Annotated in this window: 25 protein-coding genes; 6 read left to right on the top strand and 19 right to left on the bottom strand. The window is 68.8% G+C overall.

What is annotated here, in order from left to right:
* Positions 1–18: 18 nt before the first annotated feature.
* Positions 19–492, top strand: coding sequence for a GNAT family N-acetyltransferase (locus BLW00_RS08720; protein WP_092552453.1), 474 nt, complete (start codon positions 19–21; stop codon positions 490–492).
* A gap of 257 nt (positions 493–749) precedes the next feature.
* On the opposite strand, the gene BLW00_RS08715 is transcribed toward BLW00_RS08720, so the two are convergent.
* The 13 genes from BLW00_RS08715 to BLW00_RS08655 form a co-directional block, all read right to left on the bottom strand.
* On the bottom strand, positions 750–1,352 hold the full coding sequence (locus BLW00_RS08715; protein ID WP_092552450.1) for a histidine phosphatase family protein: 603 nt from the start codon (positions 1,350–1,352) through the stop codon (positions 750–752).
* Positions 1,352–2,713 (bottom strand): M16 family metallopeptidase, encoded by a 1,362-nt coding sequence (locus BLW00_RS08710; protein WP_092552447.1) that lies wholly within the window; start codon positions 2,711–2,713, stop codon positions 1,352–1,354. Before BLW00_RS08710 ends, BLW00_RS08715 begins: the two co-directional genes overlap by 1 nt.
* 174 nt (positions 2,714–2,887) lie before the next feature.
* Positions 2,888–5,179 carry a polyribonucleotide nucleotidyltransferase gene (locus BLW00_RS08705; protein ID WP_092552444.1) on the bottom strand — a complete coding sequence of 764 codons (2,292 nt, stop codon included), beginning with the start codon at positions 5,177–5,179 and terminating at the stop codon, positions 2,888–2,890.
* 294 nt (positions 5,180–5,473) lie between these two features.
* A complete protein-coding gene (locus BLW00_RS08700; RefSeq protein ID WP_092552441.1) occupies positions 5,474–6,061 on the bottom strand; it encodes a hypothetical protein in 588 nt (195 codons plus the stop codon).
* A gap of 35 nt (positions 6,062–6,096) precedes the next feature.
* Positions 6,097–6,519, bottom strand: coding sequence for a hypothetical protein (locus BLW00_RS08695; RefSeq protein WP_092552438.1), 423 nt, complete (start codon positions 6,517–6,519; stop codon positions 6,097–6,099).
* Between the two features lie 12 nt (positions 6,520–6,531).
* Positions 6,532–6,984, bottom strand: coding sequence for a hypothetical protein (locus BLW00_RS08690; RefSeq protein WP_092552435.1), 453 nt, complete (start codon positions 6,982–6,984; stop codon positions 6,532–6,534).
* Positions 6,985–7,081: 97 nt separating this feature from the next.
* Positions 7,082–8,278: an FAD-dependent oxidoreductase gene (locus BLW00_RS08685; RefSeq protein WP_092552432.1), complete on the bottom strand. Its 1,197-nt coding sequence runs from the start codon at positions 8,276–8,278 to the stop codon at positions 7,082–7,084.
* Entirely contained in the window at positions 8,271–9,005 is a 735-nt protein-coding gene (locus tag BLW00_RS08680; protein WP_245741474.1) for a class I SAM-dependent methyltransferase, read from the bottom strand. Before BLW00_RS08680 ends, BLW00_RS08685 begins: the two co-directional genes overlap by 8 nt.
* Positions 9,006–9,007: 2 nt before the next feature.
* The gene (locus BLW00_RS08675) at positions 9,008–10,258 is read right to left on the bottom strand and encodes a type III polyketide synthase (protein ID WP_092552429.1); all 1,251 of its coding nucleotides are present in this window, start codon (positions 10,256–10,258) and stop codon (positions 9,008–9,010) included.
* Between the two features lie 99 nt (positions 10,259–10,357).
* On the bottom strand, positions 10,358–11,002 hold the full coding sequence (locus BLW00_RS08670; RefSeq protein ID WP_092552426.1) for an FMN reductase: 645 nt from the start codon (positions 11,000–11,002) through the stop codon (positions 10,358–10,360).
* Complete coding sequence (locus BLW00_RS08665) at positions 10,999–12,198, bottom strand: LLM class flavin-dependent oxidoreductase (protein ID WP_092552423.1); 1,200 nt, start codon at positions 12,196–12,198, stop codon at positions 10,999–11,001. The genes BLW00_RS08670 and BLW00_RS08665 overlap by 4 nt, the downstream gene beginning before the upstream one ends.
* Before the next feature lie 99 nt (positions 12,199–12,297).
* Positions 12,298–12,873 (bottom strand): hypothetical protein, encoded by a 576-nt coding sequence (locus tag BLW00_RS08660; RefSeq protein WP_092552420.1) that lies wholly within the window; start codon positions 12,871–12,873, stop codon positions 12,298–12,300.
* A 32-nt stretch (positions 12,874–12,905) separates the two neighbouring features.
* Positions 12,906–13,253 (bottom strand): PadR family transcriptional regulator, encoded by a 348-nt coding sequence (locus BLW00_RS08655; protein ID WP_092552417.1) that lies wholly within the window; start codon positions 13,251–13,253, stop codon positions 12,906–12,908.
* 148 nt (positions 13,254–13,401) lie between these two features.
* Here BLW00_RS08655 and BLW00_RS08650 point away from each other — a divergent pair, with 148 nt between their 5' ends.
* The gene (locus BLW00_RS08650; RefSeq protein WP_092552415.1) at positions 13,402–14,799 is read left to right on the top strand and encodes an HNH endonuclease signature motif containing protein; all 1,398 of its coding nucleotides are present in this window, start codon (positions 13,402–13,404) and stop codon (positions 14,797–14,799) included.
* Between the two features lie 99 nt (positions 14,800–14,898).
* On the opposite strand, the gene rpsO is transcribed toward BLW00_RS08650, so the two are convergent.
* Positions 14,899–15,168 (bottom strand): 30S ribosomal protein S15, encoded by a 270-nt coding sequence (rpsO, locus tag BLW00_RS08645; RefSeq protein ID WP_022898789.1) that lies wholly within the window; start codon positions 15,166–15,168, stop codon positions 14,899–14,901.
* 198 nt (positions 15,169–15,366) lie between these two features.
* Here rpsO and BLW00_RS08640 point away from each other — a divergent pair, with 198 nt between their 5' ends.
* Together BLW00_RS08640 and BLW00_RS08635 are read left to right on the top strand one after the other, a co-directional pair.
* Positions 15,367–16,419: an isopenicillin N synthase family dioxygenase gene (locus BLW00_RS08640; protein ID WP_092552412.1), complete on the top strand. Its 1,053-nt coding sequence runs from the start codon at positions 15,367–15,369 to the stop codon at positions 16,417–16,419.
* Positions 16,416–17,786: an MFS transporter gene (locus BLW00_RS08635; protein WP_092552409.1), complete on the top strand. Its 1,371-nt coding sequence runs from the start codon at positions 16,416–16,418 to the stop codon at positions 17,784–17,786. Before BLW00_RS08640 ends, BLW00_RS08635 begins: the two co-directional genes overlap by 4 nt.
* Positions 17,787–17,828: 42 nt before the next feature.
* On the opposite strand, the gene BLW00_RS08630 is transcribed toward BLW00_RS08635, so the two are convergent.
* From BLW00_RS08630 to BLW00_RS08620, 3 genes are all read right to left on the bottom strand, one after another.
* On the bottom strand, positions 17,829–20,066 hold the full coding sequence (locus tag BLW00_RS08630) for a HelD family protein (RefSeq protein ID WP_092552406.1): 2,238 nt from the start codon (positions 20,064–20,066) through the stop codon (positions 17,829–17,831).
* Positions 20,067–20,265: 199 nt separating this feature from the next.
* On the bottom strand, positions 20,266–20,640 hold the full coding sequence (locus BLW00_RS08625) for an FKBP-type peptidyl-prolyl cis-trans isomerase (protein WP_217634345.1): 375 nt from the start codon (positions 20,638–20,640) through the stop codon (positions 20,266–20,268).
* Positions 20,641–20,695: 55 nt separating this feature from the next.
* Positions 20,696–21,925 (bottom strand): PrsW family intramembrane metalloprotease, encoded by a 1,230-nt coding sequence (locus BLW00_RS08620; RefSeq protein ID WP_139256668.1) that lies wholly within the window; start codon positions 21,923–21,925, stop codon positions 20,696–20,698.
* Positions 21,926–22,023: 98 nt separating this feature from the next.
* Between BLW00_RS08620 and BLW00_RS08615 the strand changes: the two genes are divergently transcribed.
* Positions 22,024–22,908, top strand: a complete 885-nt coding sequence (locus BLW00_RS08615) for a fumarylacetoacetate hydrolase family protein (RefSeq protein ID WP_092552400.1) — start codon at positions 22,024–22,026, stop codon at positions 22,906–22,908.
* Positions 22,909–23,107: 199 nt separating this feature from the next.
* Here the strand turns inward: BLW00_RS08615 and BLW00_RS08610 are convergent, their stop codons facing one another.
* Positions 23,108–23,755 carry a TetR/AcrR family transcriptional regulator gene (locus BLW00_RS08610; RefSeq protein WP_175494205.1) on the bottom strand — a complete coding sequence of 216 codons (648 nt, stop codon included), beginning with the start codon at positions 23,753–23,755 and terminating at the stop codon, positions 23,108–23,110.
* A 121-nt stretch (positions 23,756–23,876) separates the two neighbouring features.
* On the opposite strand from BLW00_RS08610, the gene BLW00_RS08605 reads away from it, so the two are divergent.
* Positions 23,877–24,623 carry an SDR family NAD(P)-dependent oxidoreductase gene (locus tag BLW00_RS08605; protein ID WP_092552394.1) on the top strand — a complete coding sequence of 249 codons (747 nt, stop codon included), beginning with the start codon at positions 23,877–23,879 and terminating at the stop codon, positions 24,621–24,623.
* Positions 24,624–25,357: 734 nt separating this feature from the next.
* Here the strand turns inward: BLW00_RS08605 and BLW00_RS08595 are convergent.
* Positions 25,358–25,852: a hypothetical protein gene (locus tag BLW00_RS08595; RefSeq protein ID WP_092552391.1), complete on the bottom strand. Its 495-nt coding sequence runs from the start codon at positions 25,850–25,852 to the stop codon at positions 25,358–25,360.
* Positions 25,853–25,860 lie beyond the last annotated feature (8 nt).

The raw sequence follows: 25,860 nt of genomic DNA, 5'->3' as shown, positions 1-25,860 counted from the left end.
TCCTCGTAGGCTGGAGGCATGCGCATCCGTCCCGGCGACGTCTCGGCCGGCCCCGAACGAGCACTGCTCGACGACTACTTCGCCTTCCGCGCCGCGGCCTTTCCGCAGAATGACGGCCCGTACACGGTGTCCTACCCGTCGCCCGTCGACTTCGACGGCGTGAACGGCGTCTTCCTGGTGGTCGACGACGACGAGGGAGCACCGGTGGGCTGCGGCGGCATCCGGATGCTCGCCGACGCCGATGCGGGGGTGGTGCGCTTCGAGGTCAAGCACGTCTGGCTCTCCCCCGCCGCGCGCGGCCGCGGCTGGGCCGGCGCGCTGATGAGCGAGCTGGAGCATCGGGCGCGCGCCTTCGGGGCCACCGAACTCGTGCTCGACACCCACGACTCCCTCGATGGTGCCGCCCGCCTCTACGCGCGGCTCGGGTACGAGCAGATCCTCCCGTACAACAGGAACCCCAACGCCACAAGGTGGTACTGCAAGCCGCTCTGAGTGTTTCGGGGATGGGAAAGGGGGTACCGCTTCGCCGCTTTCCCGCGCCCGGCCGGCCTTCGGTCGGTCGGGCGCTCTTTGCCGGCGCCGCCGCTGCTGCGGCGCCGGGCGACATGTTCGCGTGCGGTCGGAGAGCCCGGCCTGCGGTCGTGCCCTCCGGCCGCGCGCTCACCCTGGGTCAGCGAGCGCGGCCCGCGGCCTGCGTTCTCGTTTCCCCGACACTTGGCGAAGGGACAAGAGGGAAACGCTGAACTGAGCTAGTACGGCTGGGGGTCGTTGACGCCGGTTCGGAGCTCCACCGGCAGGTGGCCGAGGTCGTTGTAGGCAACGAGTTCGGGCAGGCGACCCGCCTTGTAGCGGATGATCGTGAGACCCGCGTGCGCCTGGTTGAGGCCGGCCCAGCGCCACTCCGGCGCATCCATCGCCTCGCGCACGAACCAGGCGATCACGAAGTTGTGCGTGATCAGGAGGTCGTGGGTGGTGGCGCGGGAGGGCGTCAAGAACTCGGCCACCGCATCCGACATCTGGGCGCGGCCGGCCTCCACCTCGTCTTCCGTGACCGAGTTGAAGAAGGGCTCGAAGGTGTGCGGCATCTGCGGCGAATATCCGGTGGGCACGCAGTCGAAGAGCAGGGCGCTGGGCTTCGGGTCGAGCGCCGGCAGGTGCTCGCTCATGATGAGCGCCGTCTGCTCGGCACGCTGCAGCGGCGAGTGCCAGACGTTGTCGAAGGGCACACCGCCGAGGCGGTCGGCGATGAGCCGCGCCTGGCGCTGGCCGCGGGGCGAGAGCGGTCCGTCGTCGACGCCGTGCTCGGCGTCGAGCTGCTCGCCGTGCCGCACGAGGTAGAGCGTGTGCGCCATCAGGTGCTCACCACCTGACGGAACGCGTCGTCGTCGACCGGACCGACCGCAGCGATGCTCACCGGATGCGCCGCGAGCTCCTGCGCGAGCTCCTGCACGTCGTCGCGCGTCACGGCCATCAGGCGCCGCACGCTCTCGTCGAGGTCGACGAACTCGCCCATGGTGAGTTCGGAGCGGCCGAGGCGCGACATCCGGGTGTCGGAGTCTTCGAGCGCGAGCGCGGCCGAACCGGAGAGCTGACCGTGGGCGCGGTCGAGCTCGTCGGCCGTGATGCCGTCGGCGGCCAGGCGGTGCAGCTCGCTCAGCAAGAGTTCGCTGACGGTGCCGGAGCGCTCGGGCGTGCACCCGGCGTACATGGTGAAGACACCGGCATCCGAGTAGCTCGGCGCGTAGGAGTAGACCGAATAGGCCAGGCCGCGCTTCTCCCGCACCTCCTGGAAGAGGCGCGACGACATCCCGCCGCCGAACGCGGAGTTCAACACCGCCATGGTGGTGCGGCGCTCGTCGGTGGCCACGAGGCCGGGCATGCCGACCATGACGCTGGCCTGCTCGGTGGGCTTGTTGACGACGCTGACCGGCCGGCCCGCGACCAGCGCGGCGGGTTCGACGGAGCGGCGAGGGCGGGGATCGGCGGAGGTGGAGAGATCCCAGCCCGAGGCGTCCAGAGCCGCCGTCACGGCCGCCACGAGCACGTCGTGGTCGACGGCGCCGGCCGCGGAGACGACGAGGTCATTGGGCCGGTACGAGGCCGCGTAGTGCTCCCACACCGCGTCACGGGTGACCGCGCGGATGGTCTCGGGCGTGCCGCCGACCGGGCGGCCGAGCGGATGCTCGCCCAGCACCGCCTCGAACAGGCGCTCGCCCACGAGATCCGACGGGTCGTCTTCGGCCATCGCGAGTTCTTCGAGGATGACGCCGCGCTCCGTCTCGAACTCGCCGTGCTCCAGCAGCGACGACGTGAGCATGTCGGCGATGACCGTGACGGCCATCGGCAGGTCGGCGTCGCGCACCTTCGCGTAGTAGCAGGTGTACTCCTTGGCCGTGACGGCGTTGTGCTCGCCGCCGACCGAGTCGAACGAGATCGCGATGTCGAGCGCCGTGCGGCTCGGCGTGCCCTTGAACAACAGGTGTTCGAGGAAGTGCGTCGATCCGAAACGCGACGGGATGCCGGCGACGGCGCCCAGCTCGTCGCGCGAACCGGCGGCCACCCAGTAGCCGATCGTGGCACTGCGGCTGCCCGGGATGTGCTCGGTGAGGATGCGCACCCCGCTCGGCAGGATCGTTCGCCGCACCAACCCTTCGGCGACAGTGCCGATCGAGAGTTCCGGAAGGTCCAAGGGGAGAGGTACGGCGCTGTTCATCACGCTCTACCCTACCCGCCCGTCCTCCCAAGAAGGCGAGGAGGAGATGGCAAGCCGCGGGCCGCGCTCGACGACCCGGGAAGGGCGAGGCGGCACCCCCGTACCCGTGGCCAGAACGACGGATGCCCGCCCCACGGGTGGTGGGACGGGCATCCGGATGGAGCTGAGTAGAACCTAACCTTCGGCGGGAGCCTCCGGGCCCTCGCTGTGCGCAGCGGAGCCCTCGGTGTCGGCGGCCTCGGCGAGAACCGGGGCGAGCGACAGCTTTCCACGGTCGTCGATCTTCGTGATCTCCACGAGGATCTTCTGGCCGACGCCCAGCACGTCTTCGACGTTCTCGACACGCTTGCCACCGGCGAGCTTGCGCACCTCGGAGATGTGCAGCAGGCCGTCCTTGCCCGGGAGCAGGGAGATGAACGCGCCGAACGTGGCGAGCTTGACGACGGTTCCGAGGAACTGCTCGCCGATCTCCGGGTTCTGCGGGTTCGCGATGGCGTTGACCTGCTGGCGCGCGGCCTCGGCCGACGGACCGTCGACGGCGCCGATGTACACGGTGCCGTCTTCCTCGATCGAGATGTCGGCGCCGGTCTCGTCTTGGATGGCGTTGATCGTCTTGCCCTTCGGGCCGATCAGCTCGCCGATCTTGTCGACGGGGATCTGCACCGAGATCACGCGGGGCGCGGTCGGGGCCATCTCGTCGGGCGCGTCGATCGCGGCGTTGATCACGTTGAGGATCGCGTCGCGAGCGGCCTTGGCCTGCTTGAGAGCGCCGTCCAGAACCGAGGTCGGGATGCCGTCGAGCTTCGTGTCGAGCTGGATCGCGGTGATGAACTCGCTGGTTCCGGCGACCTTGAAGTCCATGTCGCCCAGAGCGTCTTCGGCGCCGAGGATGTCGGTGAGAGCCGCGTAGCGCGTCTCGCCGTCGACCTCATCCGACACCAGGCCCATGGCGATGCCCGCGACCGGGGCGCGCAGCGGCACACCGGCGTTGAGGAGCGACAGGGTGGAGGCACAGACGGAACCCATCGAGGTGGAACCGTTCGACCCGAGGGCCTCCGACACCTGACGGATGGCGTACGGGAACTCCTCGCGCGAAGGCAGCACCGGCACGAGGGCGCGCTCGGCCAGGAAGCCGTGCCCGATCTCGCGACGCTTCGGCGAACCCACGCGGCCGGTCTCACCGGTCGAGTAGGGCGGGAAGTTGTAGTGGTGCAGGTAGCGCTTCTTCGTGATCGGGCTCAGCGAGTCGATCTGCTGCTCCATCTTGAGCATGTTCAGCGTGGTGACACCCAGGATCTGGGTCTCTCCGCGCTGGAAGATCGCCGAACCGTGCACGCGCGGGATGACCGCGACCTCGGCGTCGAGCGGGCGGATGTCCGCGAGCCCACGGCCGTCGATGCGCACGCCGTCCTTCAGGATGCGACCGCGCACGACCACCTTGGTGACCGACTTGTAGGCGGCCGAGACCGTCGGCAGGATGTCGGCGTCGAGCTCGCCCGCTTCGACCTTCGCAGCGATGGCGGCCTTGACGCGGTCTTTCAGCGCGTCGTCGGCGTTCTGGCGCTCGATCTTGTCGGCGATCTGGTAGATGCCCACCAGCTCGTCGTAGGCGAGAGCCGCGACGGCGTCGTAACCGGCCTGGGTGTAGGGCAGGAACACGGGGTACTCCTGCACCGCCTTGTTGGCCTGCTGAGCCATCGAGGCCTGAGCCTCGACGAGCTGCTTGATGAAGGGCTTGGCGGCCTCGAGGCCCTCGGCCACGACCGACTCGCTCGGCTTGGTGGCGCCGCCCTTGATGAGGTTCCAGCTGTTCTCGGTGGCCTCGGCCTCGACCATCATGATCGCGACATCCTGGCTGCCGTCTTTGTTGGTGACGACCCGGCCGGCCACGACGAGGTCGAACACGGCCTCCTCGAGCTGCGAGTACTTCGGGAATGCGATCCACTGGTCGGGCTCGGTGCCGTAGCCGGGCATGAGCGCGAGGCGCACGCCGCCGATGGGGCCCGAGAACGGGATGCCCGAGATCTGCGACGAGGCGGATGCCGCGTTGATCGCCAGCGAGTCGTAGAACTCGTCGGGAGCGATGCTCAGAACGGTGATGACGACCTGGACCTCGTTGCGGAGGCCGTTGACGAACGACGGACGCAGCGGCCGGTCGATCAGACGGCAGACCAGGATGGCCTCGGTCGAGGGGCGGCCCTCGCGGCGGAAGAACGAGCCGGGGATCTTGCCGGCGGCGTAGGAACGCTCTTCGACGTCGATCGTCAGCGGGAAGAAGTCGAAGTTGTCTTTCGGGTGCTTGCTCACGCTCGTGGCGGAGAGAAGCATGGTCTCTTCGTCGAGGTAAGCGGCGACGGCGCCCTGGGCCTGCTGCGCGAGGCGGCCGGTCTCGAAGCGAACCGTGCGGGTGCCGTACTTGCCGTTGTCGAGAACGGCTTCGGCGAATTTGATTTCAGGACCTTCCAAGAGGTCTGTCTCCTTTGTTTAGCGTCGCGGCCCCGTGTGGGCGTGCGACTCCTCGCGTGGGAGCAGGCATGACGGCAGGCGAAACGTGCCGTTACGTGTGTGGAAGGGCGACGCTGTGAATGAACACATGCTGGCCACCAGTAGAAGGCCTCCGACGCCCACGCTCTTCAGGAACGCGCGATTCGGAAATCCACCACCGAGGACCAGCTTCCTGCCAGCCTGCTCTCAACCTCTCCATCCTAACAGGCGGGGGCGCGGGAACCGAGGAACGCTCGCCGCGTGTGCAGCCGGCACTCAGGCCGGGATGGGGCCGAGCCCGAAATCGACCGTGAACGGCCGGCCCGATCCGGTGATGGTCACGGGCACGACGATGGCCGCCCGGCGTGCCGCGAGGGCTCGGAGCTCGGTTCCCAGCTCGATGTCGACCTCGCGGGGCACGAAGCCGGCGCGGTAGATCTGGCCGTCGCCCGCGATCAGATCGACGGCCACGCGCAGTTCCCGGCCGAGCCAGCGACTCGCATCCGGAGTGAGCACCGCAGAGAGCGGACCGGTGGTCTTCGCGCGGGCCGCGTCGATCGCGTTCTGCCGCCGGTCGGATTCGACCACCCGAAGCGTCTTCTCCGGTTCGACCTCGAGCAGCTCGACGCCCTCGAGACTCTTGCGCGTGTTCTCGCTGTCACGGCCGTTGCGGTGGAACAGCGGCAACAACAGCAGCACCGCGATCACGACGGCGAGCACGAGCAGCACGATCCCGAGGATCGGGCCCACCACCGGCCAGTCGGCGCGGGTCACGAAGCTCGCGGCGATCGCCAGAACGAGCACCATCGCGAAGAGAAAGGCCTCCCAGCGCCAGAACGGTTTCCATCGGCGGGTGAGGTTCATGGGTCTATTCTGCCGTGGGCGCGAACGCCGGCAGCTCAGCCCAGCATCACCGAGTCACGATCGGTGGGGCTCACCCGGAACGGGTACATCGCACCCGGCTGCCAATTCGGGAGCGCGGCCTGCGCGATCACGGTCTTGTAGACGGTGCGGTACGGCTCGGCGCCCGGCAGCGTGATGTCGAGGTCGACCGCGTAGATCGTGTCGAGACCGATCCGGCCGCCGGTGTCGTGCAGGGCGACGACGGTGCCCGAGCCCTGGATCATCGACGCGAACATGCTCATGTTCACGAACGGATTCGCCGCTGCGGCACCGTGGGTGCCGATCGGCGCATTGGGGTCTGCACCGGCGAACTGCTCGGCGAGGTCGGCCGACTGCCGCAGGTTCTCGGCGTAATCGGTGCGCGCCGTCTGCTCGGCGCCGGCTTTGACGAGCCGCCACACGTCGTTGAAGACACCCATCAGCGCACCCGCTCAGCTGGTGAGGGCGATCGCCTGCGGGTTCGCCGGATCGACGGCCACGGTGTGAGCGGTGCCCTCGGCGTAGTTCGCGAGGAACTGAGGCGGCACCATCTCGCGCTTCGAGACCGTGTAGGGCGCCTGGCCCGGCAGCGTCACCTCGATCTCGAGCTGGTACCAGGGGTTGCCCGAGGTGCGCTCCCCCGTGTCGACCGCGCTGCGGATGACGGATGAGCCGGGCGCGCCGATCGCGATGATGCGATTGAGCTCCTGGCCGTACGCGTTCAGCACGTCGTGATCGGCCGACATCTGCGCGCCCACCGCTCCGGCGTTGGCCATCGTGACCGGACCCCCGTCGCTGTAACCCGCGTCGCGCAGGGCCTGATCGGCCATCGCCTGCGCGGCGGCCGCCTGGGCCGCCATGTCGTGCCCGCCGAACGCATTCTTCGATTTACCGAACAGACCCATGACCATCCTTCGTCTCGCCGTGCCCTGTCTCGAGGTCAGTTTGGCAGAGCCAGCACCCCCGAACAAGGCACGACTCGACATCTGTCGCGCGGAACGATCAGAGACTGTGCATGGTGAAGGCCCTGGCCAGGCGGTCGTGCAGGGCCGGGGCCGCCGCCGCGCGCACCACGAGGCGGCGCGCGGCGAAGCCCAGGGCCGAGGTCGGCCGCCCCATGAGCATGTTGAACTCCGCCGTGCGCGAAGCCCGAGCCGCCGACCGCAGGCGGGTGCGTTCGAAGTCGCGCAGCAGCCCCGAAGCACGGGAGCGGGCGCTCTTCGGAGCCGCGAGCAGTTCGGGCATCAACCCGGCCAGCGCCTCCGCGTCGAGCCACCCGAGGTTCATGCCCTGCCCGCCGATCGGGCTCACCTCGTGCGCGGCGTCGCCGATCAGCAGCATCCGGCCGTCGCCCATCCGCGGCACCGTGCGACGGCGCACGCCGAACACGCTCGTCATGGTGGAGGTGCGCGGATCGGTCACGATTCCCGTGCGCTCGAGGATCAGCCGCGAGAGCTCCGCAGCCACCCCTGGGTCGTTGGTCTCCCCCGAATCCGGCAGGGCACCATCCGGCGATGCGATGCCGGCGGGCAGGTGCGTCACCCAGCGACGCCGCCCGCCCGGCAACGGGAACGACTCCACGATGCCCTTCGGATGCAGGTGCAACACCGCCACCGGGCCTTCGGACGTCTGATCGATCACGTCGCCCATCACATAGCGGTACGGGTACGGATACACGGTGTCGCGGATGCGCGCCGCCGCCCGCACCAGACTGAGTGGTCCGTCGGCCCCCACCACCAACCGGGCATCGACCCGCAGCCCGTCGCCTCGCGCCGTGTGTCCGAGCACCGCGACGCCGCCCGCATGGTGCTGGAACCGTTCGACCCGCACGCCGCCTCGCAGCGCATCCGGCGCCCCCGTCGCCAGCTGCGACCTCAGGATGCGCTCGGTCGCCACCTGCGGCAACGACACGACGAAGGGAAACGGCTCGGGCACTCCGCCGAACTCGAGCTCGGCCACGACCTCGCCGTCGATGCGCAGGATGCCGCGGTCGATGCGCACGCCCGCTGCCAGCACCGCGTCGAGCACGCCGAGACGGTCAAGGGCCGCGAGCGAGGGCGGATGGATGCCGATGGCGCGCGAGTGCAGGCGGGGGCCGCCACGCCGCTCCAGCACCACGACGTCGATGCCGCGCTGGGCGAGTGCGGCGGCCAGGAAGAGCCCGGCCGGCCCCGCACCCACCACGGCGACGTCATGCATCCGGCTCCGGTCCCCCGCTTCGGGCGGCGGTGCTCGCGGCATAGCTCAGCAGGTTGCGGAACGGCGCGTGCGCCTCGACGGTCCAGCCGCGGCGGGCCGCGATCCGGAGTTCGGCCGTGGTGTAGCTGCGCCGGATGGAGGTGAGGCCGTCTTCACGGATGTACGAGTGATGGAAGAACGGGAGCGTTCCCACCGAGAACACGCCGTAGGCGACGGCGCTGCGGCGGATGTCGCTGTGCAGGGCGAGTCCGCGGCAGAGCAGTTCGCTGTCGATCAGCAGGTCGGCGAATCGTTCGGCGCTCAAGTGATGCAGCACGTGGTTCGAGATCACGAAATCGAAGCGCTGCGCGGCATCCACCAGTTCACTGCTCTCGGCGAGGAGGAAGCGCACGCCGTCGGGATTCGGGGTACGCGTCGCGAAATCGAGCGCCCGCGCGTCGGGATCGATTCCGGTGACCTGCAGTTGCAGACCGTCGGTGGCCGCCCAATGCGCCAGAGCGCGGGCGATGTCACCGCCACCGCAGCCGACGTCGAGCAGGGTCGAGGGGAGCACCGGCGAGAGCAGGGGGCGGATGCGGTCGCGGTAGGTGCCGTGCCAGCCCGAGACGATCGCGTTCACGACCTGGAACTGCTCGTAGGTGCGGGTGAGCAGAACCGGGTCGCAGTTCGGGTCGTCCATCAGCTCGCGCGCGTCGACGGCTCGCCGGCGGAGTGTCGATCGGGCCACGATTACGCCTCCGACACCTCGGCCAGCACCCGCGGCGTCGCGGTCTCCGGTTCCCGGGCCGCCACCGACGACGCGGGGCGCTCGACCGGCACCTCGATGGATGACTCCGCGGGCACCGAGCGCACGGTCATCAGTCCGGTCTCGACGGTGAGCCCGGGCCCGAACGCCATGGCGCAGACACGGTCGCCGCCGCTCGGCGGAGTGGCGGACTCGAGGATCGCTTTCAGCACGAACAGGATCGTGGCGCTCGACATGTTGCCGTAGTCGCGCAGGATCTCACGTGACGCCGTCATCTGCTGCTCGGAGAGTCCGAGCTTCGACTCGACCTTGTCGAGGATGCTCCGCCCGCCCGGATGGACGGCCCAATGCGCGATCTCGGTGCTCGCTTCGGCGCCGAGCGAGGCGTCTCGCGCGAGCAGTGGTTCGAGTGCGCCCGTGATGTGCTCGTCGATGATCTTCGGCACGTAGGAGCTGAGGATCATCTCGAAACCCTCGTCGCCGATCTTCCACGCCATGTCCTGCTCGCCCACCGGGGTGAGCACGCTCTCGAAGAAGTCGAGGTCGAGCACGAATCCGTCTTCGGGCCCGGCGGGCATGTCCCGTGCGGTGACGATCGCGGCGGCGGCCCCGTCGGCGAACACCGAGGAGGCGACGATCTGGTCGGGCTCGTTCGAGGAACGAACATGCAGGGTGCAGAGCTCCGCGCTGACGACGAGCACGACGGCATCCGGATCCGCTTCACAGAACGACTTCGCCATCCGGAGCGCGGGGAAGGCCGCGTAGCAGCCCATGAAACCGACGTGGTAGCGCAGGGTGCTGGGCGCGAGGCCGAGCTCGCGCACCAGCACGTAGTCGGGACCCGGCGCGAAGAAGCCCGTGCACGAGACGGTGACGACATGCGTGATGTCGGCGGCCGTGAGGCCGGGCACCGCGTCGAGGGCCTTGCGGGCCGCTTCGATGTAGAGCAGCGAGGCGCGCTCGATGTAAAGCTCGTTGCGCACCCGGGTGGAGGGCGCGAGCAGGGCGCCCGAGGCGAGGTCGAAGAACTGCGGGTCGTCGAACTGCCGATCGAGGGTGAGCTCGTCGATCACGGAGTAGCGGGTCTCGATGGCGGAGCCGTCGAACGACGCCGTCACCAGGCGCCGGCCGAGGCGGGTCAGCCCCTCCTGGGCGGCGAAGACGTCACGCACCAGGTGCTGGGTCAGCACCGTGGCCGGAACCGCGGTCTGGATGGTTCGCACGCTCACTGCCATAGGCCCATGTAAGCACGATCATGTGCCTGCATGGGCCTATCTCAGCAATGTCGGATGCGGGTGGTGCCGGAGGCCCGCATCTGTTCGTATCCGTCGGCGCTACTGCGCTCCGTAGCCGCCGACCGGACTGAACGACGCGTCGAGGGCGAAGGGGTCGACGACCCGGCTCGACCGGTCGGAGCGCTGCACCGCATCGGCCAGCTCGCTCGCAGCACGGTGGATGCGATCGGGCAGGGAGGCGACGCCGTCGGCTCCGCTCCCCCAGTCCTCCGACGAGGCGTAGACGCTGGTCGGCATGACGGGCGCGCGCAGGTAGCTGAACAGCGGGCGCACGGCGTGCTCGAGGGCCAGCGAATGACGCGGAGTTCCGCCGGTGGCGGCGATCAGCGTCGGCAGACCCGTGAGGGCGGTGTTGTCGATCACGTCGAAGAACGACTTGAACAGACCGCTGTAGCTGGCGGTGAAGATCGGCGTCACCGCGATCAGCCCGTCGGCGCCGGCGACCGCGTCGAGCGCGCTCTGCAGCTTGGTGCTCGGGAAGCCGGTCACCAGGTTGTTCGTGATGTCCTGGGCGATGTCGCGGAGCTCGATCGTGCGCAGTTCCACGTCGATGCCGCGGTCGCGGAGGTCGGCCACCGTCGCATCCGCGAGCCGGTCGGTCAGCAACCGGGTGGACGAGGGCTGGCTGAGGCCCGAGGAGATCGCGACGAGCTGCTTCGGGGCGATTGGGGTGGTGTCGGTCATGACTGGGCTCCCTTGATGCCGAAGGCGGCGCCGGTGTGGGTGGCGGTGCCTTCCGCGCGTGCCGCTTCGGCTGCGACGGCGGACTGGCCGTCGAGGTCGGCGACCTGGCGAGCGGCCTCGCGGGCGCTCATCCGCTCGATCTCGCTCTGGTGGGTGGGACCGTCGGGCACGTGTGCCGGGCGCTTGGCGTCGAGCTCCTTGCGGAGAGTGGGCACCACGAGCTCGCCGAGCATGTCGAGCTGCTCGAGCACGGTCTTGAGGGGCAGGCCGGCGTGGTCCATCAGGAACAGCTGGCGCTGGTAGTCGCCGAAGGTCTCACGGAAGGTGAGGGTGCGGTCGATCACCTGCTGCGGGCTGCCGACGGTGAGCGGGGTCTGCTCGGTGAAGTCCTCGAGGCTCGGGCCGTGTCCGTAGACCGGGGCGTTGTCGAAGTAGGGGCGGAACTGGTTCACCGCGTCCTGCGAGTTCTTGGCCATGAAGACCTGCCCGCCGAGACCCACGAAGGCCTGGTCGGCCTTGCCGTGACCGTAGTGCTCGAAGCGCTGGCGGTAGTAGGCGATCAGGCGCTGGAAGTGCTCCTTCGGCCAGAAGATGTGGTTCGCGAAGAATCCGTCGCCGTAGTAGGCCGCCTGCTCGGCGATCTCGGGGCTGCGGATGCTGCCGTGCCACACGAACGGCGCGACGCCGTCGAGTGGGCGCGGGGTACTCGTGAAGCCCTGCAGCGGCGTGCGGAACTGGCCTTCCCAGTCGACCACCTCTTCGTCCCAGAGGCGGCGGAGCAGGGCGTAGTTCTCGATGGCGAGCGGGATGCCCTGCCGGATGTCCTGACCGAACCACGGGTAGACCGGGCCGGTGTTGCCGCGGCCCATCATCAGGTCGACGCGGCCGTCGGCGATGTGCTGGAGCATCGCGAAGTCTTCGGCGATCTTCACCGGGTCGTTCGTGGTGATGAGCGTCGTCGAGGTGCTGAGGATCAGCTTCTCGGTCTTGGCGGCGACGTAGCCCAGCATGGTGGTGGGGCTGCTCGGCACGAACGGCGGGTTGTGGTGCTCGCCGGTGGCGAAGACGTCGAGTCCGACCTCTTCGGCCTTCTGCGCGATCGTCAGGATCGCCTTGATGCGCTCGCCCTCGGTGGGGGTGGTGTTGTTCGTCGGGTCGGTGGTGACGTCTCCGACGGTGAAGATTCCGAACTGCATGTCGACCTCGCTGCTGTCTCTCTGCTGAAGTTTCTCAATTCAATGCGTTTGCATGAATATTACTCTCAACAACGGGGCGTCGAACTTATTCCCGCTCGATCACCGCCTCAATCGGGCGACCAGGACTCCCGCCGCGATGACCAGAGCGGAAGCCGGAATCGCGGCAACAGCACCGATCGAACCGACGACCAGCCAGCCTTCCACGATGAGGGCGACGCTCGCTGCAGCAGCTCCCACGACGCGCGTCGTCGGCCGAGTGAAGAGGACCAGTGCGACCGCTAATACCAGGGTCACCGAAGCGAGCCCTGCAGGTATGGCCCCGATCGCGATCGCCCGCATGCAGGCGACGGCGCCTATTGCGACCGCGATCCCGCCCAGCGCGACGGCACCCGTCACGACTCGCGTCGTCAAGGCCACCTCGCGGGTCGGCGCGAGCCCCAGGCGCATTGCCTCCATCCGCCGGAGCCGACCTTCGCGCCAAGCCAGATCGGCAGGCACGCCCCGGATCGCCCGACTCACGATGAGACGCCGCCACGTGAGCGGGTCGACGCACGCGAAACGCAGGTCGGCCTCGTGTTCGTGAAGATCGGATGCGATCTCATCGAGACGATCCTGCACCACATCAGGCGGCAGACTGCGCGTGTACCACTCGCACCAGCGCAGAATGAGGCTCATCGAACGATCATGCGGTAGGTCGACTCGATAGCTCATACTCGAGGACTGAGCCAAGCGGCGACGCTCTGCGGCTCGGAGCGCAGGGATCCTTCAGAGACCACCACCGAGCCCGACGGGGTGATGCGGTAGACCCGTCGCGGTGGACGTTCGACCCGATCGGGATCGGTCTGCCATCGCGCCTCGAGCAGACCTCGATCGATCGAGCGGTCGAGTGCGCGATAGAGCATCCCATGCGAGATGAGCTTGTGCGACCCATCAGAGGCGAGTTCCTTCGCTATGGCGTAGCCATACGCCGGCAGATGCAGATGATTGAAGGCGGCCACGGATTCGAGGACTCGCAGATCGAGTGAACGTCGTGCGCGGAACCTTCTGAACACCATGGGTCAACCGTAGGAACCGATCGTCACCGATGAGTATGAGCATTCGTTACTCAGGCGTTCTGCCCAGCGTTCCAGACATCCTGGCAATGGACGATCCACCAAGGTCGAACAAGCGTCAGTGTCAGTGGGTGGTGATTGAATTAATCTCATGAACGAGAACGGGATGCGGATCGACGCCATCCTCGACGAATTGGTCGCCGAGGAGGCGATTCGGGCAGCGTCGTCAGCGCGTAGCGCCGCGTTGCTGGCCGAAGCGACGACGTTGCGGCTGGCCGAATCGCGGTCGGATGCGCACGGGCTGGCGATGCGCTCGCTCGTCGCGGAGATCTCGTGCGCGACCCGGCTGCCGGAGCGCGCCGTGATCCGCCTCCTCAACGACGCCGAGATCCTCGTGCACGCGCTTCCGGCCACTCTGGAGGCCCTGTCGAGCGGCGCGATCAGCTACCGTCACGCCCAAAAGATGGTCGATGCCGTCGTTCCGCTCCCCAGTGAAGCGCGGAGCGAGTTCGAGCTCGCCCTCCTGCCGGAGGCGGAATCCACGACGGCTGCCCGTTTCGAACGCACCGCCCGTCGCGAACGCGAGCGGCTCCACCCTGAATCGATCGATGTGCGCGCTCGGGCGGCGACCGCCGAACGTGACGTAGTGCTCACGCCGGATGCCGATGGGATGGCCTGGCTCACCTGTCACCTCCCAGCGGTGGCTGCGGTGGCCATCGACAGCCTCCTCAGCCGCATTGCCCGCGCTGCGCACAATGCGACGGAGTCCCGCACGCACACGCAGCTCCGCGCCGATGTGCTCACGACGCTCCTTCTCGGTGGCGGTGCCACACGACCGGTCGTCGCTGCCTCTGCGCCCAGGCCGGATGCAGGCGATGACACGATTACAGCGGGCGACCACACGGAGGGGGACGATGCACCGGTCCATGACTCGGTAGACGTTGACGAACCGGCTGGTGAAGAAGAATCGCCCGCGGTCGACAATGGCCGAATCACCGTCGACGACGAATTCTTGGGGATCGTGCCAACGGTCGTGCTGACGGTGCCCGCACTGTCCCTACTCGGCCACGACGGCGGCCAGGCCGAGTTGCACGGGTTCGGGCCCATCGACATCGACACCGCCCGCCGACTCGCGGCCCGCGCGCCGAGTTTCGTGCGCATCCTCACCCATCCCGACACCGGCGAGACGCTCTCCGTCGGCCGAACCCGATACCGGCCACCACCCGACCTGCGGCTCGCGCTGCTCCTCGACGACGAGACCTGCCGGTTCCCGAACTGCAACCGGCGCGCCGAATCCTGCGAACTCGACCACACCACCGACTGGGCCCACGGCGGTGAGACCGAGCGCGCCAACCTGCACCACCTCTGCCCCAAGCACCACCACCTGAAACACGACTCGACCGGATGGGACGTCACTGCGCACCCCGGCCGCACCCTCGAGTGGAGATCACCCACCGGGCGCCACTACGTCACGACACCGCATGCATACAGACGACGTTCAGCGCGCCCGAGCTTCGTGCCCGAGGCTACGCCTGAGGGGGTTGCTTGATGGGAAGGTCGCTTGACGAGAAGGGTGAACGACGAAGGCCGCCACCCCGCAGGGTGACGGCCTTCTGAAGGAGATCGCGAGGCGCGAAGTGCCGGTCGACTAGCGACGCAGACCGAGTCGCTCGATGAGCGAACGGTAGCGGTCGATGTCGATGTCCTGCAGGTAACCCAGCAGGCGGCGACGCTGGCCCACGAGCAGCAGCAGACCACGACGCGAGTGGTGGTCGTGCTTGTGCTCCTTGAGGTGCTCGGTGAGATCCTTGATCCGCTTGGTCAGGATCGCAACCTGAACTTCGGGGGATCCGGTGTCACCGGGGTGGGTCGCGTACTCTTCGATGATCGCCTTCTTGACGTCTGCTTCGAGTGCCATAGATGGGATCCCCTTTCTTCTCGTTGCGCGGTGCCAGTCAGCCGGATGCTGTGGCTCTCTTTATCCGCGGCCGTCTTCACGGCAACCTGTAGATCCTACCAGAAACGTGCCCGTAACATTCCGGCCGCCGAATCGACTCCGGACCGGGAACACACCATAGTAGAAACGCGTTGGTCGTTGACGGAACGGAATTACTTCATGACTCAGAACACCCTCAGCACGGCCACCCTTCCCGTGCTCGACTTCTCCCGCCTCACGCAGGGCGACGCGGAGGCCGAGGCCTTCCGCACCGAGCTCCGCGAGGCCACTCACGACTACGGGTTCTTCTACCTGGTAGGCCACGGCGTGCCCCAAGAGCTGATCGACCGCATCATGCTCACCGCCCGCCGCTTCTTCGACCTCCCCGAGGCCGACAAGATGGCCATCGAGAACCTGCAGAGCCCGCATTTCCGCGGCTACACCCGCATCGGCGGCGAACTGACCCAGGGCAAAGTCGACTGGCGCGAGCAGATCGACATCGGCACGGAGCGCGAGCCCGTCGAGATCACACCCGAGACCCCGGATTACATGCGGCTCGAGGGCCCGAACCAGTGGCCGGCGGCGCTGCCCGAACTGCAGGAGGTCGTGACCGAGTGGTATGACGAGCTCACGCGGGTGAGCCTCACTCTGCTTCGCGAATGGGCGCTCTCACTCGGCGCCGACGAGTACGTCTTCGATGCTGCCTTCGCCGAGCGCCCCTCGACCCTCATCAAGATCGTGCGCTACCCCGGCAAGAGCGACCCCGAACCCAAGCAGGGCGTCGGCGCGCACAAGGACTCGGGTGTCCTCACGCTGCTGCTGGTCGAGGCCGGCAAGGGCGGATTGCAGGTGGAGAAGGACGGCGCGTGGATCGACGCTCCCCCGATCCCGGGTGCCTTCGTGGTGAACATCGGCGAACTGCTCGAGGTCGCCACCAACGGCTACCTCAAAGCCACCGTGCACCGCGTGATCTCACCGCGAATCGGTGACGACCGCATCTCCATCCCCTTCTTCTACAGCCCGGCTCTGGATGCGACGATCCCCGTGCTCCCCCTGCCGCCGGAGCTGGCCGCACAGGCCACCGGCATCACCGCCGATCCCGACAACCCCATCTTCACCACCTACGGCGAGAACGTGCTGAAGAGCCGATTGCGTGCGCATCCGGACGTCGCCGCCATCCACCACGCCGATCTCCTGTCGAAGGCCGCTGCGCCCGCGCACGACGCCGAGTGAGCGGGCACCCCGACTCCGGATCGTCCGAACCGGCGCCCTCCCCGGTCTCGGATGCCGCGGCCGAACCCGCGCGACGGCGCAACCCGTTCGCCGACCTCACTCCTCTCCGGGCCAGCCCGGCGTTCGCGCGGTTGTGGGCCGGCCAGGCGATCTCGGGCATCGGCAGCCAGATGACCATCGTGGCGGTCGGTCTCGACATCTACCGCCTCACCGGATCGACGCTCGCCGTGTCGGGCGTCGCCCTGTTCGCGCTGGTGCCGATGATCGTGTTCGGGCTCTACGGCGGCATGCTGGCGGATGCGTTCGACCGGCGTGCCGTTGCCTTGATCGCGGCCATCGTGGCCTGGTCGTCGACCGCGGCGATCGCGATCCTCGCCTGGACGGGCGCCGACAGCGTCGCAGCGCTCTACGCGCTCTCGACGCTGAACGCGGTGGCGGCGACCGTCATCACCACCACGCGGTCGGCGATCTTCCCCCGCCTGCTCCCCCGCGAGCTGCTTCCCGCGGCGGCGGCGCTGAACGGCATCACCTTCGGCGTGATGGTGACCGTGGGTCCGGCATTGGCCGGCGTGCTCGTGGCCACCGTGGGCTTCGGCTGGACCTACTCGGTCGACGTCGTGCTCTTCGTCGCCGCGTTCCTCGGCATCGCGAGCCTGCCGCGCATCCTGCCCGAGGGCGAGGTGCAGCGACCCGGACTCGCGTCGTTGCGCTACGGATTCGCGTTCCTGAAAGGCGCGCCGAACATCCGCGCATCGTTCCTGATCGACATCTTCGCCATGACCTTCGGGCAGCCGCGCGTGCTCTTCCCGGCGATCGGGGTGCTGGTGCTCGGCGGCGGCGCCATCACGGTCGGCGTGCTCACCGCGGCCTATGCCATCGGCTCCACGCTCACCGGGGTGTTCTCGGGCCGGCTCGGGCACGTGCGGATGCAGGGACGCGCCATCGCGCACGCGGTGCAGGTCTACGGCGGGTTCGTCGTGGCGTTCGGCGTGGTGGTGCTCGTCGCATCCGCAGGCGGCTCGCCCGTCTCGCAGGAGCTCGACGACGCGAACGTCGTGGCCCTGGTGCTCGCCGCCCTCGGCCTGATCGGCGCCGGAGCGGCCGACGAGGTGAGCGCCATCTACCGGGGCACCATGCTGCAGACCGCGGTTCCCGACAACATGCGGGGGCGGTTGCAGGGCGTGTTCACGGTGGTCGTGACCGGCGGACCGCGGATCGGCGACCTCTACGTGGGCGTGCTCTCCGTGTTCGCCGCGCTGTGGTTCCCGCCGCTGCTCGGCGGACTCGTGATTCTCGTGGCGGCGACGCTCATCCTGCGTCTGGTGCACTCGTTCCGTGCCTACGACGCGTTCGACCCGCGTCCCTGACACCGAGCCGGAGCCGGGCGCGCGACCGCACGGCGGCGGCCGTCACAGTCCCACCGGCGGCTCCTCGCCCGGTGCCAGCAGGAGTGTCAGGCGCTGTGTGGGGCGTGTCATGGCGACGTAGAGGGCTGAAGCCCCCCGCGTGTTCTCCGCCACGATGCCGGCCGGCGACACCACGACGACCGAGTCGAACTCGAGCCCCTTCGCCTCGGCGGGCTCCAGCAGGGCCACCGAGCGCGACAGTCCGGCGACACCGACCCCCACGGCCGAGCCGAACGCATCCGTCAGCACCGGCGTCAACGAGGGGATGAGCGACACCGGCGCGATCACCGCCACGGTGCCACCGGCCGCGGCCATCTCGGAGGCCTCGGCCGCCGCATCCGCCAGCAGCGACGCCTCCGACACGCTCGGTCGCGCCGTCACCGGCCACTCCGTGGTGCGAACCGAGCGCGACCGCGTAACGGTGAGCCCGCTGGCGTGCGCCACGCGCTCTGCGGCATCCACGATCTGCGAGGGGGTGCGGTAGTTCACCGTGAGTTCCTCGAGCCGCCAGTTCTCACCGATCAGAGGCTGCAACGTCGACGACCAGCTCGTCGACGAGGCCGCCGAGCTCGCCTGCGCGACATCGCCCACGATCGTGAACGACCGCAACGGCGACTTGCGCAACAGCACCCGCCACTGCATCGGCGAGAGCTCTTGCGCCTCGTCGACCACGATGTGCCCGTAGGTCCAGGTGCGATCGGATGCCGCACGCTCCGCCGTGGTGAGCCGCACCGTCGATTCCTCGAACCCCGCCACGACGGCCTCCGCCGAGACCATGCCCGCGACATCCATGTTGCGGATGGCGTTCTTCGCGTTCTCGAGGTCGCGCTTGCGCTGCGCCTTCTCGGCACGACGCGCGGCGGCGTTGCCGGGGTCGTACTCGCCCAGCAGCTCGGCCGCTTCGTCGAGCAGCGGCACGTCGGACACGGTGAAGGCGCTGCCGCGCTCGCGCCGCAGAAGTTCGCGCTTGGCCTTCGACCAGTGGCCGGTGATCGTGGCCAGCCACTGCGGGCGGGCGTAGAGGTCTTCGACCAGCTTCTCGGGCGTGAGCGGCAACCAGGCGGTGTTCAACGCGACGCGCACGTCGTAGGCGGTGCGGATGTCTTCGCGGAGATACGCGAGATCGGAATCGTCGACCGTGCTGCCACGGCGCCGCAGCTGCTCGGCCAGCTGCCGGGTGAGCTGCGCGAGCACGTTCTTGACGAACTGCACGCGACCCTCGTTGTAGGGCTTGCCCGATTCGCGCGCCTTGGCCATCGCCTCCGCGATCAGCGCGGGTTCGAGCAGCAGCTTCTCGCCGTTGATCTCGAGCGGAATGGCTTCCTCGGGCACCCGCTGCCGCGACCGCACGGCGCGTCGCACGAGCGCGGCCATCTCGGCCGAGCCCTTCAGGGCGGCCACCGCCGGCGCATCCTCGTCGAGCGCATCGACACCGGGATAGAGCTGTCCGAGGCTCGAGAGCACCACGCCGGTCTCGCCGAGGCTCGGCAGCACCGCGTTGATGTACTGCAGGAAGGCCGGGCTCGGGCCGACCACGAGAACGCCGCTCGAACCGAGCCGCTCGCGGTAGGTGTAGAGCAAGTAGGCGGCGCGGTGCAGCGCCACCGCGGTCTTGCCGGTTCCCGGTCCGCCCTGCACCACCAGCACGCCCCCGAGCTCGGAACGGATGACGCGATCCTGCTCGGCCTGGATGGTGGACACGATGTCGTGCATCTGCCCGGTGCGCTGTGCGGAGAGTGCCGCCAGCAGCGCGCCCTCACCCTGCAACTGCGTTCCCTCTTCGTCGAGGAGGGCGGAGTCGAAGACCTCGTCTTCGATGCGCACGACCTCGCGACCGCGTGTGGTCAGATGCCGGCGCGCGCGGGCGCCGAGCGGTGTGGCCGCCGTGGCCTGATAGAAGGCGCGGGCCTGCGGCGCGCGCCAGTCGAGCAGCAACGGCTCGAGATTCTCGTCGCGCAGCCCGATGCGGCCGATGTAACGCAGCCGGGAGCCGTCGTCATCCGGATCGATCAGCTCGAGGCGGCCGAACGCCAGTCGCTCGCCGACCTCGCGGAGCTGATGGATGCGATCCTCGTAGGCCCGGGCGAAGGCGTCGCGCTCGGATCGGCTCTGGTGGTTTCCGCCCACGTTCTCGCGGCGCACCACGGTCAATTCCGCTTCGGCCTCGGCCCGCAGCTGGTCGAGGCGCGCATAGAGTCCCGCAACGTAGTCGCGCTCGCGCGCCAGTTCTTCGTCCGCCACGGCACCTCCCAGAATCCGGCAAGCTATTCTACGCGCGGATTGCCGGGAGGATGCCGGGGCGAGGTTTCCGGATGGTGAATCGGCGGCGCGAGGCGGCGGCGTGGACGTCGCCTCGCGCCGTGAGAGCGGCCACAAGGCTGGCGCGCCGGGACCTACCGCACGGTGCGCCGCAGAAGCGGCGGCGCACAAGACGATGCAGTTACGGGACCTCGACCAGGTCGATCACGAAGATCAACGTCTTGCCGGCGAGGAAGTGGCCGCTGCCCTCGGGGCCGTACGCGAGGTGGGGCGGGATGGTGAGCTTGCGACGACCGCCGGCCTTCATGCCGGGGATGCCTTCCTGCCAGCCGGCGATCAGGCCGTTCAGCGGGAAGGTGATGGTCTCGCCACGGTTCCAGGAGGAGTCGAACTCCTCGCCGGTGTCGTACTCGACGCCGAGGTAGTGCACCTCGACGGTGGCGCCCGGCGTCGCCTCGGCGCCGGTGCCCTCGACGATGTCGACGATCTCGAGGGTGGTGGGGGCCGGGCCCTCGGGGAATTCGATTTCGGGCTTGGAGCCGATGGGATCTGTCATGAGTCCATCCAATCCCACCGCCGGGGTCAGGTCAAAGCAGCCCGCACATCCGCCGTCATACCGGGTGGCCGGCGGATGCGGCGGCCAGCGCGACGCGATCGCCGAGGATCGCGTCGAGCAGTTCGGCCTCGTCGTGCTGCGGCGCGATGTTCGCGCGGTCGACGAGCAGGCGCTGCCGGGTGAATGCCAGGCGGGTGGAATGCCGGATGAACGACTTCAGAGCGGCGGGCCCGTTGCCACCCGGCAGGGTGTGCGCCCAGCGCCGCGCCTGCCGCCGCCCCGCCCCCGACGAGAGCATGTCGACCTCGGCGGCGCTGAACCAGCCGGCCTCGGCATACTCCGTGAGCCTGGCGCGGGTGAGCTTGGCTTCGGACTTGCGCAGCAGCACCACGAACACCACCGCCAGCGCGAACAACGGCACCTGCACCACGAAGTAGACGAGGAAGAAGCCGTCGAGCCCCTCCACCACGAACGAGGAGCCGTTCCACAGCGCGTGCAGCGCCATGGCCAGCACGAGCCCGGCGAAGAAGATGCCGACACCCTTCAGAAATCCTTTGCGGCGGGCCGCGAAGCCCAGCGCGACGCCGGTGCAGGCCGTGAACATGACGTGCGCGAACGGCGACATGATGCCGCGGAGCACGAAGGTGAAGCCGAGGCCGACACCGCCCGACTCGATCAGGGCCTGGCCGAAGTAGAGGATGTTCTCGGTGAACGCGAAACCGGCGGCCACCGTGGCGCCGTAGACCAGCCCGTCGACGGGTCCGTCGAACTGCTTGCGGAAGAACAGCAGGAGGATCAGCACGCCGACGGCCTTCGCCCCCTCTTCGACGATGGGCGCCTGGATCACCGAGCCCCAGAGGTCGCTCGTGGTGCTCTGCCCGTCGCTGGCGACGGCGACGGCCACCTGCACCCCGAAATCCACGATCAAGGCGATGGCGATGGATGCCGCAGCGCCCCAGAGGAAGGCGAACCAGAGCGCCGGCCGGGGCTCGGGTTCCCACCGGTCGATGATTGTGATGGCGGTGATGACGACCGCGAGCGGCACCAGGGCCAGGATGGCGCAGATGACGAATGCGGCCGGCCCCAGCCCGAGCACGAGGTAGCCGACGACGGCAAGGAAGACGAAGCCGAGCAGGATGATGCCGACGATCGCCAGCACGAACACTCCGGTGCGGGTGCGGCGCGGAGGCGGACCGGGGGCGATCTCGGGCATCGGCGGGAGCGCGACATCGGGCGCGAGAACCGGCGCCGGAGCGGGCGCGGATCGGGGATCGAAAACCGTCAAGAGCAATCCTCACCTTGGCATTATCCGACAGCGTAGCGGACTCCGGCTTGTCCGGGCGCGATATCCGGGGGGCCGGTGGGGCCCGATAGCCTGGAGGGGTGAGATTCGCGCACCTGTCCCCCCGTTCCGCAGCCGGAAGGGAGGCCGCAGGCTTCTACGTCGTCGACGGGCACCGGGTGTTGCCGGTCGGTGCGGTGACCGACGATCCGCCGCGCGACCTCCAAGAGCTCATCGAGCGCGGAGACGGCGAACTCCATCGCCTTCGCGCGGCCGTCGCGGCGCACGGCTGGCACGACGCGCTCGACCTCGCCGACTTCGAGCACGCGCCCGCTGTCTCCCGCCCGCCGGCGATCATCGCGATCGGCCTGAACTACGGCGCCCACGCCTCCGAGTTGAACCTCGACATGGCGGCCGCGCCCACCGTCTTCGCCTTCTGGCCGAGCTCGCTGGCACCGCACGAGGGCACCACGAGCTGGCCGCAGTCACTCAGCGCCGAAGTCGACTACGAGGCCGAGCTCGGCGTCATCATCGGCAAGCCGGCCAAAGACGTCAGCATCGCGGATGCGCTCGATCACGTCTTCGGCTACACGATCGTGAACGACATCACCGCTCGCAACGTGCAGTTCAGTGAGGCGCAGTGGATCCGCTGCAAGAGCTTCGACGGGTTCACCCCGGTCGGACCGGTGGTGGTCACGGCCGACGAGGTGCCCGATCCGCAAGACCTGCGGCTGGGCACGGTGCTCGACGGCCGCACGGTGCAGGATTCGTCGACCAGCGAGATGATCCACAGCGTCGCGAAGCTGATCAGCGTGCTCTCCCAGTCGACCACGCTGCTGCCCGGCACCCTGATCTCGACCGGATCGCCGGCCGGCGCCGGCTACTCGCGCAAACCGCAGATCTTCCTCAAGAACCACTCGACCGTGACCATCTGGATCGACGGCATCGGCCAGCTCACGACGCACTGCCGCGTCATCGAGGACTGAGCCGCGCCCGTCGACCGGGTTAACGCGATCGCGGCCGAGAAGAGTGCGTCGAAGGCTCAGATCGCGCTGGCGTGGCTGATGGCGCAGGGCGTGGTACCGATTCCGGGCACGCGCCGGGCATGGATCGCTGATGAGTTACTACAGATTCGAGGAGGAGCGGTGGCCTATACGGCACCGGTCTCCTTCAAATCGGTGGTAACTAGTCGCCGCCCCCTGATGCGAGGTGGGGCGACGGATGCGGTAACGGGTTCGCGTGCCGCGGCAACAGGCCGTCGAGCGTCAGCGCGAGGTAGCGGCGCCACAGATCGGGATCGGTACGGGCGAGAGGGGCCGCCGTCTGGTAGATGCCGCTCAGCAGGAGGGCGATGTCGTCGCCCGTGACGTCGACACGGATGGCGCCGGCGTCCCGCGCTCGCGCGGTCAGCCCGTCGACGAGGGCGTACAACCGCCGGATCGATCCCTGCACCCGCTCGTTGTCGGCGGACGCTCCCGCCACGACCTCGCAGAACGCGCGATCGTCGGCCTGCCGATGGATCGCCGCGGTCATGAACTCCCGCAGCGCGTCGGCCGGCGGGAGCGTCGCCGCGAGTTCCTGGCCCTGTGCGAGCAACGTCTCGAGCACCTCGCAGACGACCTCGGCGACGAGGGCGTCTTTCGACGCGTAGTGCCGGAACACCGTGCCCTTGCCCACGCCCGCCCGGGTGGCGATGTCGGCGATCGAGACCTCCGTCCCGTCACGCGCCAGCAGCTCGCCCGCGGCCGCGAGCAGGCGCTCGCGATTGCGCCGGGCATCCTGTCGGAGGGCGGATGGCGGCTCCTGCGCGGTCGTCGCACGCTGTTCGCTCATGGCTCCAGGATAACCTGACCCAATGGTCCGATTACCGTCCGGAGTGCGGTTACGATCAACATGACCGAGTGGTCCGGTTATCGGACCCGGGGACCTCAAGGAGATCGAAGCAGTGACGGACATGTCGAACACCAACCAGACGATGAGCGGAAAGGTCGCGCTCGTCACCGGCGCGTCATCCGGGATCGGAGAGGCGGTGGCGCTCGCGCTGTCCGCGGCGGGCGCACGGGTCGCCGTGGGGGCGCGACGGGTCGACCGACTCGACGTGCTGGCGCAGAGCGCACCGGGCGAGATGCTGGCGCTCCGGCTCGACGTGTCCGACCAGAGCTCCGTTCGGGCCGCAGTGGCAGCGACGATCGAGCGGTTCGGACGCCTCGACGTGCTCGTGAACAACGCGGGCCTCATGCTGACCGGCTTGATCGACGGCGCCGACACGGCGGAGTGGGAGCGGATGGTGGGCACCAACCTGCTGGGCACGATGTACATGACTCACGCCGCCCTCCCCCACCTTCTCGAGAGCAAAGGCGCGCTCGTGCAGCTCTCCTCCACCTCCGGTCGCGTCGCGAACGCGGGTGGCGGCGTCTACGCGGCCACGAAATTCGGCGTGAACGCCTTCTCCGAATCGCTCCGGCAGGAGGTCACGGCGCACGGCGTGCGTGTGGTCGTGGTGGAACCGGGCTTCACCGCGACCGAGCTCACCGACCACATCTCCGACCCGGCGTCGCGCGCGATGGCCACCCAGTTGGCGACCCGGATGCGCACGCTCCGGCCCGACGACGTCGCGGCCGCCGTGCTCTACGCCGTCACGCAACCGGCGCATGTCTCGGTGAACGAGATCCTCATCCGTCCCACCGATCAGACCCAATGAACACATCCGTCACCATGCCGACCCGTCACGGATGGCGAGGCCGAGCGGTCAGAGTTCGTGAGAGCCGGGATGCACCTGTCGCGGCCCTCCGGTCTGCCGTGAGGTAAGAGCGGGAACACCGGGTTTCAGGCGGTCTCCGGATTGCGCCAAGCAGACATCGGCTGGTCCCACCCGCCACCGACCGGATGCCCCGGGCCCAGGTCCGGCGCCCGGGGCATCCACTTACACCGTGGCGCCCGCAGTGCGCCGCCAGCGGTACGGTGTCGCGGTCGAGACCTTCACGAGCCCCGAACGCTCGAGCCGATCGGGCCCGGGCGGCCGTCAGAGCGCGATTCGCACCCCGGGCCCGCCACTGCTCACGCGTCGCCCCGCCCCAGATGCCGGCGAACGCCGTCCCGGCCATCGGTTCGGGCCGGCCCGCGGAGACCATCCGCCCCTCCTCCTCCGCCACCCACAGTTCCATCCCGTCGCCGAAATCGAGCCGCCGGATCAGCGCGTCCGCCATCTCGTCGGAGGGCGGATCGCCGAACATCTCGTCGGAGGGCGGATCGCCGAACACCTCGTCGTGCATCGCGCTCATCGCGCACACCTCCGACTCCCCGGTCACCCGGCGCAGCGTCACGCCCTCGGGCAGCGGAACGTCGATCGCGAGCGAGGCGTTCGGTGGCGTCCACGACTTCTCAGCGCACCAGGACTTCTCAGTGCGCCAGGACTACTCAGTGCACCAGGACTACTCAGTGCACCAGGATCTTGAGCAGAACCGCCATCAACCCGAGGCACGCGGTGGCGAGCGCTCCACCGACCCGCCAGTACCAGCCCACCCCGCGCCCCTTGAACGCGATCCAGCCGATCACGGCGAGCGAGGCCACCCCCACCCAGAGCGCCGCCCAGTAGGCCACGACTCCCTCGTTGACGCCGAACAGTCCGATCACGAGGAAGACGGTGGGCAGGATCGCCGCGAACAGGAATCCGCGCGATTTCACCAGGGCGACCCGGAGCGAGGCGCCGAGGTCGACCGAGTCGTCGACGGCCCGTCGACGCTGCTCCGCCACGGTGTGTGCGAAGACCTCGGTGAACCAGAACACGAGCACGCTGACGACGGTGATGGCGAAGACGTCGAGCACGCCGTCGTTCTGGTCGGCGACGGCCACGAAGACGCTGACCAGAACGATCCCCGAGACCAGCTCGGGCGTGACGAGGGTCTGACGCAGGGTTCGTTCCGACACCATCCGCTATC

The sequence above is a fragment of the Herbiconiux ginsengi genome, from assembly GCF_900107435.1.
GTDB lineage: Bacteria > Actinomycetota > Actinomycetes > Actinomycetales > Microbacteriaceae > Herbiconiux > Herbiconiux ginsengi.
The sequence above is the reverse complement of the archived record's forward strand: the minus strand, read 5'-3'. Positions and strand labels throughout refer to the sequence as shown.